The organism is Salmonella sp. NW645 (assembly GCF_051703725.1).
Classification (GTDB): Bacteria; Pseudomonadota; Gammaproteobacteria; order Enterobacterales; family Enterobacteriaceae; genus Salmonella; species Salmonella enterica.
The window spans coordinates 76,547-89,437 of the sequence record NZ_JAMMKR010000003.1 but is presented as its reverse complement, the minus strand read 5'-3'; the positions used below and the strand labels follow the sequence as shown (position 1 = coordinate 89,437).

Annotated in this window: 12 protein-coding genes; 5 read left to right on the top strand and 7 right to left on the bottom strand. The window is 53.8% G+C overall.

Annotation, left to right across the window (positions count from 1 at the left end; all coding sequences use genetic code 11):
• From holA to leuS, 3 genes are read right to left on the bottom strand one after another with little or no spacing between them, the layout of a single operon-like run.
• A complete protein-coding gene (gene holA, locus NA389_RS07595) occupies positions 1 to 1,032 on the bottom strand; it encodes a DNA polymerase III subunit delta (RefSeq protein ID WP_000620491.1) in 1,032 nt (343 codons plus the stop codon).
• Positions 1,032 to 1,622, bottom strand: coding sequence for an LPS assembly lipoprotein LptE (gene lptE / locus NA389_RS07590; RefSeq protein WP_001269950.1), 591 nt, complete (start codon positions 1,620 to 1,622; stop codon positions 1,032 to 1,034). The genes holA and lptE overlap by 1 nt, the downstream gene beginning before the upstream one ends.
• Positions 1,623 to 1,636: 14 nt before the next feature.
• On the bottom strand, positions 1,637 to 4,219 hold the full coding sequence (leuS, locus tag NA389_RS07585) for a leucine--tRNA ligase (RefSeq protein ID WP_001157912.1): 2,583 nt from the start codon (positions 4,217 to 4,219) through the stop codon (positions 1,637 to 1,639).
• Between the two features lie 236 nt (positions 4,220 to 4,455).
• Here leuS and NA389_RS07580 point away from each other — a divergent pair, with 236 nt between their 5' ends.
• The 5 genes from NA389_RS07580 to NA389_RS07560 all read left to right on the top strand — a co-directional run bounded on the left by NA389_RS07580 (position 4,456) and on the right by NA389_RS07560 (position 9,551).
• Positions 4,456 to 4,797, top strand: coding sequence for a UxaA family hydrolase (locus NA389_RS07580; protein WP_015632837.1), 342 nt, complete (start codon positions 4,456 to 4,458; stop codon positions 4,795 to 4,797).
• Between the two features lie 16 nt (positions 4,798 to 4,813).
• A complete protein-coding gene (locus NA389_RS07575) occupies positions 4,814 to 5,986 on the top strand; it encodes a UxaA family hydrolase (RefSeq protein WP_001670689.1) in 1,173 nt (390 codons plus the stop codon).
• 49 nt (positions 5,987 to 6,035) lie between these two features.
• Positions 6,036 to 6,989 carry a 2-keto-3-deoxygluconate permease gene (locus NA389_RS07570; RefSeq protein WP_000694480.1) on the top strand — a complete coding sequence of 318 codons (954 nt, stop codon included), beginning with the start codon at positions 6,036 to 6,038 and terminating at the stop codon, positions 6,987 to 6,989.
• A gap of 67 nt (positions 6,990 to 7,056) precedes the next feature.
• Entirely contained in the window at positions 7,057 to 8,985 is a 1,929-nt protein-coding gene (locus NA389_RS07565; RefSeq protein ID WP_001044170.1) for a sigma-54 interaction domain-containing protein, read from the top strand.
• Positions 8,986 to 9,077: 92 nt separating this feature from the next.
• Positions 9,078 to 9,551 (top strand): zinc ribbon-containing protein, encoded by a 474-nt coding sequence (locus tag NA389_RS07560; protein ID WP_001044886.1) that lies wholly within the window; start codon positions 9,078 to 9,080, stop codon positions 9,549 to 9,551.
• An 85-nt stretch (positions 9,552 to 9,636) separates the two neighbouring features.
• Here NA389_RS07560 and rihA read toward each other — a convergent pair whose 3' ends face one another.
• The 4 genes from rihA to gltJ form a co-directional block, all read right to left on the bottom strand.
• On the bottom strand, positions 9,637 to 10,572 hold the full coding sequence (gene rihA, locus NA389_RS07555; RefSeq protein WP_001207429.1) for a pyrimidine-specific ribonucleoside hydrolase RihA: 936 nt from the start codon (positions 10,570 to 10,572) through the stop codon (positions 9,637 to 9,639).
• Positions 10,573 to 10,688: 116 nt separating this feature from the next.
• Positions 10,689 to 11,414: a glutamate/aspartate ABC transporter ATP-binding protein GltL gene (gene gltL / locus NA389_RS07550; protein ID WP_000631369.1), complete on the bottom strand. Its 726-nt coding sequence runs from the start codon at positions 11,412 to 11,414 to the stop codon at positions 10,689 to 10,691.
• Positions 11,414 to 12,088, bottom strand: coding sequence for a glutamate/aspartate ABC transporter permease GltK (gltK, locus tag NA389_RS07545; protein ID WP_000272799.1), 675 nt, complete (start codon positions 12,086 to 12,088; stop codon positions 11,414 to 11,416). Before gltK ends, gltL begins: the two co-directional genes overlap by 1 nt.
• Entirely contained in the window at positions 12,088 to 12,828 is a 741-nt protein-coding gene (gene gltJ / locus NA389_RS07540) for a glutamate/aspartate ABC transporter permease GltJ (RefSeq protein WP_000020930.1), read from the bottom strand. Before gltJ ends, gltK begins: the two co-directional genes overlap by 1 nt.
• Between the last annotated feature and the right edge of the window lie 63 nt (positions 12,829 to 12,891).

Genomic DNA, 12,891 nt, shown 5'->3' with positions numbered 1-12,891 from the left:
TCACCCATCAATAAATACGTCTGCCAGCGCCTTATGGCAGAGCAGGAGCGACAGCCCTTCAAGATCTGCCCATACTGACTGACCATAATCCTGTTTGAGCGTAATTTCTGTACGCGTCAGTAACTGCACGGCCTGGCGAAGCTGTGCAGGATGGAGACGCTGCAACGCGTCGCCGATCATGGGGCGACGGTTTTGCCAGACCCGGTGTTTATCAAACAGCGCGCGTAACGGCGTATGCGCGGACTGACGTTTGAGATTGACCAGTAGCAGCAGCTCTCGCTGGAGGGTCCGCAGCAGAATGACCGGCTCGCTGCCTTCGAGGCGTAGCTGTTGCAGAATATGCAGCGCGCGTTTGCTTTTCCCCATCAGTAACGCATCCACCCAGTGGAAAGGGGTAAAGTGGGCGGCGTCATTGACGGCCTGCTCCACGCGAGGAAGCGTTAACTTACCGTCAGGCCAAAGCAGCGACAGTCGTTCCAGCGCCTGCGCCAGCGCCAACAGATTGCCCTCATAGCAATAGCACAGCAGTTGGTTCGCGGCGTCATCCAGTTGCAAATTCTGTGCTTTCGCTCTGGCGGCCACCCAGCGGGGAAGCTGCGCCTGCTCCGGCGTCTGACAACTGACCTGAACGCTACGGTCTGCCAGCGCGGTATACCAGGCGGCGTTTTCCTGCGCTTTGGTGAGCTTGTTTCCGCGTACTATTAATAACAGGTCGTCATGCAGCAGCTCGCTCAGCGTGGCGAGTTGCTCATTCATTGCCGCGTTAGGCCCGTTTTCCGGCAGTTGCAGCACCAGCGTTTGACGGCTGGCGAACAGGCTCATCGCCTGGCAGAGTGAGAAAAGCGATCCCCAGTCGGTACTGGGATCGAGAGTAAAAGCGTGGTGCTCTTCGAAGCCTTGCGACGCAGCCGCCAGACGAATAGCGTCCTGGCTTTCCTGCAGCAGCAGCGGATCGTTGCCCAATAATAGATATGCCGCACGCAGCCCTTCGTTGAGCTGCGCGCGGAGTTGTTCAGGATACAACCTGATCATTAGTTACTCAGCGTAGTGGAGACGCGTGCTGGCGTAGAGGCGGGCGCCGCCGTCTCATTGTCGGCGGTAGCCTCCTCTTTCGTCGCCTGAATATCCGCCGCGCGGACGCTGGTCAGCTTACGAATCAGCTGTTCAGCGGCTTTGTCGTACATCTCCTGAACGATCATAGCCTGCTCGTTATCCTTCGCCAACGCCATCTGCGGGTTATCGAAGAACGAACGGTACACTTTCGTGCTGATAGGATAGATGTCATGGCCCGGAATCAATACCGAGGCATTGACGGTCATCACCATCTGATATTCCGCCGTCTGGCCGTCCTGGAACACTGACGCCGTATCCTGCGAAATAGTCACCGTTCCAAGCCGCAGAGACGGAACGTCTTTGCGCGTTGTGTCTTTATCAAGCAGGTTTACGTTATTCAGCCGTAACTGATTACGTACCGCACGACTTAGCGGACCGTTCGGATCGCCTGAATCGAGGATCATCGTTTTCATTGAAGCCGGAACCTGCGTAGTGCTACGCAGATGCCAGCCGCATCCGGCGGTGACCAGCACCGCCAGAGATAACAACAGTGTTACCAGATATCGCACGCTTCCTCCCGCGCTTAGCCAACAACCAGATTGAGGAGTTTACCCGGAACGTAAATCACTTTACGCACGGTAACGCCATCAAGATATTTTGCCACCAGATGTTCCTGGCCTGCACGTTCACGCACCTGTTCTTCAGTGGCATCCACCGCAACGGTGATCTTACCGCGAACTTTACCGTTAACCTGCACGACAACCAGCGTGGTGTTTTCCACCATTGCCTGCTCGTCGGCAACCGGCCACGGCGCGTTGTCGATATCGCCTTCGCCGCCCAGTTCCTGCCACAAGGTAAAGCAGACGTGCGGGGTGAACGGGTTAAGCATACGCACGACGGCCTGCAGCGCTTCCTGAAGCAGTGCGCGGTCTTGTTCGCCTTCCTGCGGGGCTTTCGCCAGTTTGTTCATCAACTCCATGATCGCCGCAATGGCGGTGTTGAACGTCTGACGGCGGCCGATATCATCGGTCACTTTGGCAATGGTTTTATGCACATCGCGACGCAGCGCTTTTTGATCTTCGCTCAGCGCATCGACGTTCAGCGCCGCGACAGGACCTTTAGCGGTGTGTTCGTAAACCAGCTTCCAGACGCGTTTAATAAAGCGGTTTGCGCCTTCTACGCCGGACTCCTGCCATTCCAGAGTCATATCCGCCGGAGAAGCGAACATCATAAACAGGCGTACCGTGTCCGCGCCATAACGTTCAACCATTACCTGCGGGTCGATACCGTTATTTTTCGACTTGGACATTTTACTCATGCCAGTGTAGACCAGCTCATGACCCGCTGCGTCTTTTGCTTTGACGATGCGGCCTTTTTCATCGCGCTCGACGATAGCGTCAACTGGCGAAACCCAGTTACGCTCGCCGTTCTCGCCGACATAATAGAACGCATCCGCCAGTACCATGCCCTGGCACAGCAACTGTTTAGCCGGCTCGTCAGAGGTGACCATGCCCGCATCGCGCATCAGCTTATGGAAGAAGCGGAAGTAGAGCAGGTGCATGATGGCATGTTCAATACCGCCGATGTAGATGTCGACCGGCAGCCAGTAGTTTGCCGCTTTCGAATCCAGCATCCCTTCCTGATACTGCGGGCAGGTGTAACGCGCGTAGTACCATGACGATTCCATAAAGGTGTCGAAGGTGTCGGTTTCACGCAGCGCCGGCATACCGTTAACGGTGGTTTTCGCCCACTCAGGATCGGCCTTGATCGGGCTGGTGATGCCGTCCATGACGACGTCTTCCGGCAAAATAACCGGCAGTTGATCTTCCGGCGTCGGCAGCACGGTGCCGTCTTCCAGGGTGACCATTGGGATCGGCGCGCCCCAGTAACGCTGACGGGAAACGCCCCAGTCACGCAGACGGTAGTTCACTTTACGCTCGCCGACGCCTTTTTCCGCCAGTTTATCGGCAATGGCGTTAAACGCTGCTTCAAAGGCCAGGCCGTCAAACTCGCCGGAGTTAAACAGCACGCCTTTTTCGGTCAGCGCCTGTTCGGAAAGATCCGGCTCGGAACCGTCGGCGGCCAGAATCACCGGCTTGATGGTCAAACCGTATTTGGAGGCAAATTCGTAGTCGCGCTGATCGTGACCCGGAACGGCCATCACCGCGCCAGTGCCGTACTCCATCAGGACAAAGTTTGCCGCCCAGACCGGGATCTCTTCGCCAGTTAACGGATGAATCGCTTTAAAGCCGGTGTCGACGCCTTTTTTCTCCATGGTCGCCATTTCGGCTTCGGCCACTTTGGTGTTACGGCATTCGTCGATGAACGCCGCCAGCTCGGCGTTGTTCGCCGCCGCTTTTTGCGCCAGCGGATGACCGGCGGCCACTGCCAGGTAGGTGGCGCCCATAAAGGTATCCGGACGGGTGGTATAGACGGTCAGGGTGTTATCGTAACCCTTCACATCGAAGGTGATTTCCACGCCTTCAGAGCGGCCAATCCAGTTGCGCTGCATCGTTTTTACGGTATCAGGCCAGTGGTCCAGCTTATCCAGATCGCGCAACAGCTCGTCTGCGTAAGCGGTGATTTTGATAAACCACTGTGGGATCTCTTTACGCTCAACTTTGGTGTCGCAGCGCCAGCAGCAGCCGTCGATCACCTGTTCGTTGGCGAGAACGGTCTGATCGTTCGGGCACCAGTTAACGGCAGAAGTCTTCTTGTACACCAGGCCTTTTTTATACAGCTCGGTGAAGAATTTCTGTTCCCAGCGGTAGTATTCCGGGGTGCAGGTCGCGATTTCACGGCTCCAGTCATAGCCAAAACCCAGCGTTTTGAGCTGGTTTTTCATGTACGCGATGTTGTCGTACGTCCACGGCGCCGGCGCGGTGTTGTTCTTCACCGCCGCGCCTTCCGCCGGCAGGCCGAAGGCGTCCCAGCCGATTGGCTGCAGCACGTTTTTGCCCAGCATACGCTGGTAGCGGGCAACCACGTCGCCGATGGTGTAGTTACGTACGTGGCCCATGTGTAGTCGGCCAGAAGGATAGGGAAGCATCGACAGGCAGTAATACTTCTCTTTGCTCTCGTCTTCGGTCACTTCAAATGTGCGCTTCTCATCCCAGTGAAGCTGTACTTTGGATTCTATCTCTTCCGGGCGGTATTGCTCTTGCATGGCAGCCAGTAGTCCTGTTTTCGATACAGCTACAAATGTAGCTTTAGAGGTGGTGTTTAGATCCGCATAGCATAGCCCAAACACGCACGTCAAAACAGGGGGTAGAACATTTGTCGCGCCAGGTGTTCATGAGGAGGTGACGCAAAATGCGACACGACTGAGGCAAATTACCGCAGTTCCTGTCACCGCCAGATTGGCCCATAAAAATAAAGTCATATAAACCATGTAGTTAAAAAATGGCACGCCTTTTGATTAGGGAAGACAGGACTAAAGCAAAGGAGTTAATCGTGAAAAAAAATGCAGTGGTGATTCACCCTCAGGATTGCGTCGCGACGGCTATTACGGCGCTCAAGGCCGGCGAAACCGCCACAATGTTCGTTGGCGAACGCGAGATAAGCGTTGTGTTACATCAGGATGTGCCATTTGGCCACAAATTCGCCATCTGCGATGTGCCTTTTCATGGCGAAGTTTATAAATATGGTGAATCCATTGGCCGCGCCACTCAGGAAATAAAAAGTGGCGACTATGTGCATGTCCACAATGTGGAAAGCGAACGCGGACGTGGTGACTGGAAATAATATAAAACAAGGGAAAATGATTATGAGCAATGAGACTTTTTTGGGTTTCCGCCGCCCTGACGGCCGTTTTGGCATCCGTAATTATGTACTGATTTTACCTACCAGCGTTTGTGCGAATAAAGTTGCCCAGGATATTGCCCGGCAGGTAAAAGGCGCGACATGGGTGAATAACGATTTTGGCTGCTGCCAGGTGGCAGGCGATGCGCGTCTGACGGAAAAGACATTGATTAATGTGGCGAATAATCCCAACGTCGGCGCTATTGTGGTTGTGGGCTTAGGCTGTGAAGGCGCGGAGCCGCTGCGCATCGCAGAAGAGATTACCGCATTTGGCAAACCGACTTCCTGCATTACCATTCAGGAAGAGGGCGGCACGCTTAAATGTCAGGCCAGGGGGATTTCGCTGGCCCGCGACTATGCGCAACAACTCTCCATGCAAAAACCGCAGCAAGCACCGGTTAGCGAGCTGCTGTTGGCGATGGAGTGCGGCGGGTCAGATACGACATCGGGGCTGGCGTCTAACCCTTCCTGCGGGGTCGCCTCGGATAAGCTGATACGCTGCGGCGGAAGCTCAATTCTTTCTGAAACGACGGAATTTATTGGCGCCGAGCATGTGATGGCGAAACGCGCGGTGACGCCGGAGGTTGGTCAACAGCTTATTGATTTAGTGGTCGGCTGCGAGGCGCGAGCAAAAGCGCTGGGCGAGGATATTCGCGGGGGACAGCCGACGCCGGGCAATATTAAAGGCGGGCTGACTACCATTGAAGAAAAATCGTTAGGCTGTATGCATAAAGCGGGTCATGCGCCGTTACAGGGCGTACTGGAATATGCCGATAGCCCAACGCATCCGGGCCTGTGGATTATGGATACCCCGGGGCAGGATATTGAATCTATTTCCGGCATGGTGGCGGGTGGAGCGCAGATCGTTATTTTTACTACCGGTCGCGGAACGCCTGCCGGTAACCCAATAGCGCCGGTAATAAAAATTACGGGTAATAAAGCAACGTGGGAAATGATGCAGGACAATATTGATATTGATGTGTCCGCCATTATGTCTGGCGAGGCTTCTATTACGCAAATGGGCGAGGAAATTTATCAGGAAATTTTACGCGTCGCGAATGGGAAAACGACTAAATCAGAAGATTTAGGTCATAACGAATTCTCTATTTATAAGATCGCGCCGACGTTCTGATACCAAATCGGGCAGCACAAGCTGTCCGGTTATCTCCTGGGAATAAGCTATGAAAATTAAAAAAACACTGGAACGTTTTCCTGGTGGTATGATGGTTGTACCGCTGATCATCGGCGCATTGTTTAAAACCTTTGCGCCGGAGGCGCTGGAAATAGGCGGTTTTGTCACCTCTATTTCGCATGGCGCAATGGCGATTTTAGGCATGTTTTTAGTCTGTATGGGCGCGGATATCCAGTTTAAAGCCGCGCCGAAAGCGCTGAAAAAAGGCGCTGCGATCACCTTTGCGAAATTTGCCAGCGGCGTGATTATTGGCATTCTGGTCGGAAAATTTTGCGGCCCGGATGGGTTATTAGGTCTGTCGGCTTTAGCGATTATTTCGGCGATGACCAACTCGAACAGTGGGTTATATGCCGCGTTGGTGGGGGAGTACGGCGATGAAACCGACGGCGGCGCGATTGCGGTAATATCGTTGAACGATGGTCCCTTTTTCACCATGCTGGCGTTAGGGTCGGCAGGCATGGTGTCGATACCCTTTATGAATCTGGTGGCGGTTATTATTCCCATTATCATTGGCATGATTTTGGGCAATCTGGATGAGGACATGCGCAAGTTTCTTAAACAGGGCAGCGTGGTAACGATTCCCTTTTTTGCCTTTGGGTTAGGATACGGTATTGATTTCGCAAGACTTATCACGGCAGGTTCTTCAGGCATTTTACTGGGACTCATGACGGTGGCGATTGGCGGATTTTTTAATATTTTCGCCGATCGTGTGACGGGAGGCAGCGGCGTGGCAGGCGCGGCGGTATCCACCACCTCTGGCAACGCCGTCGCGACGCCAGCGGCAATCGCGCTGCTCGATCCGCATTTTACTGACCTGGCGTCGACGGCGGCGGCGCAGGTGGCGGCCTCGACGATTATTACCGCTCTGTGCGCCCCCTTCCTGACCGTATGGATAAAAAAACGTTACGATCGTAAACTGAACCCAGCCGCCGCAGGCGGTTAGCGTTTCGGCGGAAAATAAATCACGACGGGCGGTCTCGCCCGTTCATAAACCAACAGGATGGTGAGTGATGAATAAGACGAAAGATATAGCCGCATCTCCTCTCTGTTTTGTCTCTCCTTACCCGCAACTGGCAAAGGCTGCCGAGGCGCTGGTCGCGCAGTTGGATTACGCCGTCACTATTCATCAAACGACGCTTAATCGTATCCTGGATGAGTTACCTTTATTAGAGTCCCGTGGGCACCAGGTACTCATTAGTCGTGGCGGCTGTGCGGAAATATTAAAAAAGCACAGTAAATTACCGGTAGTCGAAATTAAAATGTCCGGCTACGACATTCTTGATGCGCTTATCCCTTTTAAAGGACAAAAAGGCACTGTCGGTATTGTCGGCTTTTCCAGTGTGATCAAAGGATGCGCGCGCGTAGCGGAACAGTTAAATATTAACTATAAAATTTTTACCTTACAGGGAAATGATAAAGAAACGATTTCTTGCCTGAAGCAACAATTAGCGTCCACGCCATTAGATTGCATTGTTGGCGATACCGTTTGTCAGGATTATTTTTCACCGCTGGGTTCGCAATTCCGTTTGCTTGATTCCAGCCCCGCCTCAATAACCGAAGCTTTGGAAGAAGCCCGCTCATTATATCTGGCTTTTCGCAGCCAATTACTGGAGCGTCATCATCTGCAGCTGATTCTCGATCAGTTTGATAAAGCTGTTATCACGCTTGATGATACCGGCGCGTTACTGCATTACAATAAATATGCGAGCCAACTTTTTAAAATTAACGCCTCCGGTGAAATTTATGACGCATCTTTCCTGAAACAGGTATTGCACCAGGAGCGGCATACATTACGTGAGGGAAAAACCGTCAGCGCGAAAGTCGTCGATACGCCGCAAGGCGCGATGGTGGTTAATCTGTATCCGGTATTTGCGGCCAGACAGTTAAGCCGGGTAGTGTTGACGATGCAAACCGTCTCCAGTTTACAGGGGGCGGAACATCATGTTCGCCGCCAGGAACTGTCTCGCCGCGGCTTGAGCGCCCGCTATCATTTCGACGATCTGCTTACCGAAAACCCGGAAATGCTGCGTCGTCTGGCGATCATTAAAAATTATGCCGGTACGGACGCGACTATCTTAATTAATGGCGAAAGCGGGACGGGGAAAGAGGTGCTGGCGCAAAGTATTCATAATGCCAGCCAACGCGTTAACGGCCCGTTTGTCGCCATTAACTGCGGCGCGATGGCCCCTCAGATTCTGGAGAGCGAACTCTTTGGCTATGTCGCCGGCGCATTTACCGGCGCGTCGCCGAAAGGCAAAATAGGCCTGTTTGAATTAGCGCACCACGGTACCATTTTTTTGGATGAGATTAGCGAACTGGATAAACCGCTACAGACGCGCTTATTACGGGTATTGCAGGAGCGGCAGATTATGCGGCTGGGCTCAGACCAGATGATACCTGTTGATATTCGCGTGATTGCGGCGACCAATCAGACGTTAACGAAGCTCATTGCGGACGGGACATTTCGCGAAGATCTTTACTATCGGCTTAACGTATTAAAAGTGACCACCATCCCGCTACGCAAACGTCCGGAGGATATCAAAGCCATCGGCCTGTCGCTGCTTACTAGTTTCAGCCAGCATTATAAACGCCCGGCACTAACGTTAACCCCGGCGCTGTGGCAAGAGCTTCAGCGCTTCGCCTGGCCCGGAAACGTCAGGCAGTTAAGCAATATTATCGAACGGCTGGTGCTCTCTATTGATCACTCCCCGGCAACGCTGGATGAGGGTCGCCTCTTGCTGGACGATCTGGAAGAGGGGAGCCGACGCGAGCCAAGTACCTGCCACGACTGCCAGATGCTGGCTGGCGATTATAAAACGATTCGCCTGCGTATTTTGAGAAAATTATTAGAGGCGGAAAGGGATAATAAATCGTTAGTGGCGAAACGATTAAATGTCGATCGTACCTCGCTGACGCGCTGGATACGTGAGTCGGCCTGACAAGAATTTACAGACTCTGTGGGCAGCCTTGCAAAGCGTAACGCAAATAACGTCTATTATTATAGACAGTTAACGATCCAAGAGGTGAAGTGATGAACAAGGTTGCTCAATATTACCGTGAACTGGTGGCCTCATTAAGCGAGCGTTTACGCAATGGCGAGCGCGACATTGATGCGCTGGTGGAGCAGGCGCGCCAGCGCGTGATGCAAACAGGGGAGTTAACGCGAACCGAGGTGGACGAACTGACGCGCGCTGTCAGACGCGATCTGGAAGAGTTCGCCATGAGCTACGAAGAGAGCCAGGAAGATAGCGTCTTCTTGCGGGTGATTAAAGAGAGTCTCTGGCAGGAACTGGCGGACATTACCGACAAAACCCAGCTGGAATGGCGAGAGGTGTTTCAGGATTTGAATCACCACGGCGTGTATCACAGCGGCGAAGTGGTGGGATTGGGGAATCTGGTGTGCGAGAAGTGCCACTATCATCTGGCGGTTTACACGCCGGATGTGTTGCCGCGCTGCCCGAAGTGTGGTCATGACCAGTTTCAGAGAAGACCGTTTGAGCCGTGAGTGGAAGAGCGCTGGTGCGTCTTATCCGGCCTACCAAAAATCGTTCACGTAGGCCGGATATGGCGAAGCTGCCATCCGGCAAATATTACGCGTAAAACTTCAGCCGTTCCGCCAGCAAATCGACAAATCCCTGGCGGACTACATCGACCATCACCGTTGCATTCGGCTTATTCCCCGTCAGGAAATAATAATCCACCACCGTCATCCCTTGGGTGTATTTCCCCTGAGTTTCCACGCCAACCCAACGCTCAACGGTGGTGAAAATCTCCGGTTTCAGCAGCCAGGCGATGGTGCATGGGTCATGCAGCGGCGCGCCGACAAATCCCCATTTTTCGTCTTTGTGGTACTCCATAAAGAAGTCCAGCAGTTCGGCGACGATGGTGGAAATCGGGTTGCCAATAGCGCGAAAGCGTTCGATATCGGCGGCGTGAATCTGTGCCTTATGCGTGACGTCCAGCCCGGTCATCACCACCGGAATGCCTGACTGGAAGACAATTTCGGCGGCCTCCGGGTCGACGTAAATATTAAATTCCGCAGCGGGCGTCCAGTTACCCAGCGCCATCGCGCCGCCCATGATCACAATGCGGGCGATTTTCGTATGCAGTTCAGGATGGCTATTCAGCAGCAGCGCCACGTTGGTCTGTGGGCCAGTGGAGACGATGGTGACTGGCTGTGAGCTCTCGCGCAGTGTTTTTGCCATCAGCTCAACGGCAGTGCCGCTTTGCGGGGCGAATGACGGCTCGGGCAGCGCCGGGCCGTCGAGGCCGCTTTCGCCGTGAACGTTATCGGCGATAATCAGTTCGCGCATGAGAGGTTTCACCGCGCCGCCCGCCACCGGAATATCCGGGCGTTTGAGCAGTGTCAGCATCCGCAGCACGTTGCGCAGGGTCTTCTCCGGCGTCTGGTTACCGGCGGAAGAGGTGATCGCTTTCACTTCCAGTTCAGGGGAGGCGAGGGCGAGAACGAGGGCGATCGCGTCATCATGACCCGGATCGCAATCAATAATAATGGGCAGTGCCATTGTGGCTCCTTGTAAGCGGTACTTTGTGACAAGGTTAACGCCCGGCTGGATACGTTTCGAGAAGCGAAGCGGTAAAGCGTGAGATAGCGCGCACTCTGACATGCGCGCCGGGAAGATTAGTGCAGGATTTTCGCAAGGAAGTCTTTTGCGCGATCGGAACTGGGGTTAGCGAAGAACTCCTCTTTTGGCGAATCTTCGACGATTTTACCTTCATCCATAAAGATCACCCGGTTAGCCACTTTACGGGCAAAGCCCATTTCGTGCGTCACCACCATCATGGTCATCCCTTCGTTCGCCAGTTCGACCATCACGTCCAGCACCTCGTTGATCATTTCCGGATCGAGCGCGGAAGTCGGTTCATCGAATAACATGGCAATGGGGTCCATGCACAGCGCACGGGCGATGGCGACACGCTGCTGCTGACCGCCGGAAAGCTGCGCCGGGAACTTGTTGGCATGCGCAGACAGGCCAACGCGCTCCAGCAGCTTCAGGCCTTTATCGCGGGCGGCGGCCTTATCGCGTTTCAGCACTTTCACCTGCGCCAGCGTCAGGTTTTCGATGATCGACAGGTGGGGAAACAGCTCGAAGTGCTGGAATACCATGCCCACGCGGGAACGCAGTTTCGCCAGATCGGTTTTTTTGTCGTTCACAATAATGCCGTTAACGGTAATTTCGCCTTTTTGCACCGGTTCCAGACCGTTGACGGTCTTAATTAGCGTGGATTTACCGGAACCCGATGGCCCGCAGACTACCACCACTTCACCTTTTTTCACTTCTGTTGAACAATCGGTCAGCACCTGAAAGTGACCATACCATTTTGAAACATTTTTCAGGGTAATCATTAAACTGTCCTTTTCTTCAAATAGCTGACCAGCAACGACGCGCTCAGGCTGATAACAAAATAAACGGCGCCGGCGAACAGAATCATTTCGACCTGAGTACCGTCACGCTCGCCGATAGTCGACGCGGTGCGGAAGAAGTCCGCCAGGCTGAGTACATAAACTAAAGAGGTGTCCTGAAATAGCACGATGCCCTGCGTAAGCAACAGCGGCACCATCGCCCGAAACGCCTGCGGCAGAATAATGAGCTTCATCGATTGCCAGTGGGTCATCCCCAGCGCCAGCGCGGCGCTGGACTGCCCGCGGGAAATACTTTGAATACCGGCGCGAATAATCTCGGAATAGTAGGCCGCTTCAAACATGGAGAATGCCACCATCGCGGAGATCAGGCGGATATCGGTTTTCGGCGATAGTCCCAGCACGTTTTGCAAAAAGCCGGGGACAATCAGATAGAACCACAGCAAGACCATGACCAACGGGATGGAACGGAAAACGTTAACATACGCTTTAGCAAACCAGGCGATAGGGGCGAAGCTTGAGAGGCGCATGACGGCCAGAATGGTTCCCCAGACTATCCCCACGACAACGGCGGTGACGGTGATTTTCAGCGTGATGACCAACCCGGCCAGCAGGTAAGGCAGTGAGGGGATAATCGAACTCCAGTCAAATTCGTACATTATTTGCTCCCCACGTTGCCCGGCAGGCGGACTTTGCGTTCAACCAGGCTCATGACCAGCATGATAACGGCGTTAATCAGCACATAGGCCAGCGTAATGGCGGTGAAAGATTCCCAGGCGTGCGCCGAGTAATCCAACAGTTTGCCTGCCTGCGCCGCCATATCCACCAGGCCGATGGTTGAGGCAATAGCCGAGTTTTTCACCAGGTTCATCATCTCTGACGTCATTGGCGGCACGATAACGCGATAGGCATTCGGTAGCAGGACATAGCGATAAGCCTGCGGCAGCGTTAGCCCCATCGCCAGCGCCGCGTTCTTCTGCCCGCGAGGCAGAGACTGAATCGCGGCGCGCACCTGTTCGCAAACGCGGGCGGCGGTAAACAGTCCCAGACAGATCATTGAGGAGAGGAAAAACTGAATATTGGGATCGAGTTCCGCCTTAAACCACATGCCAAGATCTTCCGGCAACAGTTCAGGCACCACCAGGTACCAGGTGAAGAATTGCACGATCAGCGGCACGTTACGGAACAGTTCTACGTACAATGTGCCCAGTCCGGAGAGGAAACGGTTGGGAACGGTACGTAAAATGCCGAAAATAGATCCTACCAGGAAAGCGATAATCCAGGCGGTAATCGAAAGGGCTACGGTGACCTGAAAACCACTCCATAGCCAGCCGAGATAGGTGGTATTGCCGAAGGGGGCTTCCTGTAAAAAAATACCCCAGTTCCAGTCTATTGACATACATCTACTCCGAAAAAAAAGGGTAGCAGTGCTACCCTCGAAGATTGTTGCCCGGCGATTTGC

Bases quoted from the DNA above. Each gene is read 5' to 3' on its own strand.
- holA (WP_000620491.1), bottom strand. From the start codon at position 1,032: ATGATCAGGTTGTATCCTGAACAACTCCGCGCGCAGCTCAACGAAGGG.
- leuS (WP_001157912.1), bottom strand. From the start codon at position 4,219: ATGCAAGAGCAATACCGCCCGGAAGAGATAGAATCCAAAGTACAGCTT.
- NA389_RS07580 (WP_015632837.1), top strand. From the start codon at position 4,456: ATGGCACGCCTTTTGATTAGGGAAGACAGGACTAAAGCAAAGGAGTTA.
- NA389_RS07575 (WP_001670689.1), top strand. From the start codon at position 4,814: ATGATTATGAGCAATGAGACTTTTTTGGGTTTCCGCCGCCCTGACGGC.
- NA389_RS07570 (WP_000694480.1), top strand. From the start codon at position 6,036: ATGAAAATTAAAAAAACACTGGAACGTTTTCCTGGTGGTATGATGGTT.
- NA389_RS07565 (WP_001044170.1), top strand. From the start codon at position 7,057: ATGAATAAGACGAAAGATATAGCCGCATCTCCTCTCTGTTTTGTCTCT.
- NA389_RS07560 (WP_001044886.1), top strand. From the start codon at position 9,078: ATGAACAAGGTTGCTCAATATTACCGTGAACTGGTGGCCTCATTAAGC.
- rihA (WP_001207429.1), bottom strand. From the start codon at position 10,572: ATGGCACTGCCCATTATTATTGATTGCGATCCGGGTCATGATGACGCG.
- gltL (WP_000631369.1), bottom strand. From the start codon at position 11,414: ATGATTACCCTGAAAAATGTTTCAAAATGGTATGGTCACTTTCAGGTG.
- gltK (WP_000272799.1), bottom strand. From the start codon at position 12,088: ATGTACGAATTTGACTGGAGTTCGATTATCCCCTCACTGCCTTACCTG.
- gltJ (WP_000020930.1), bottom strand. From the start codon at position 12,828: ATGTCAATAGACTGGAACTGGGGTATTTTTTTACAGGAAGCCCCCTTC.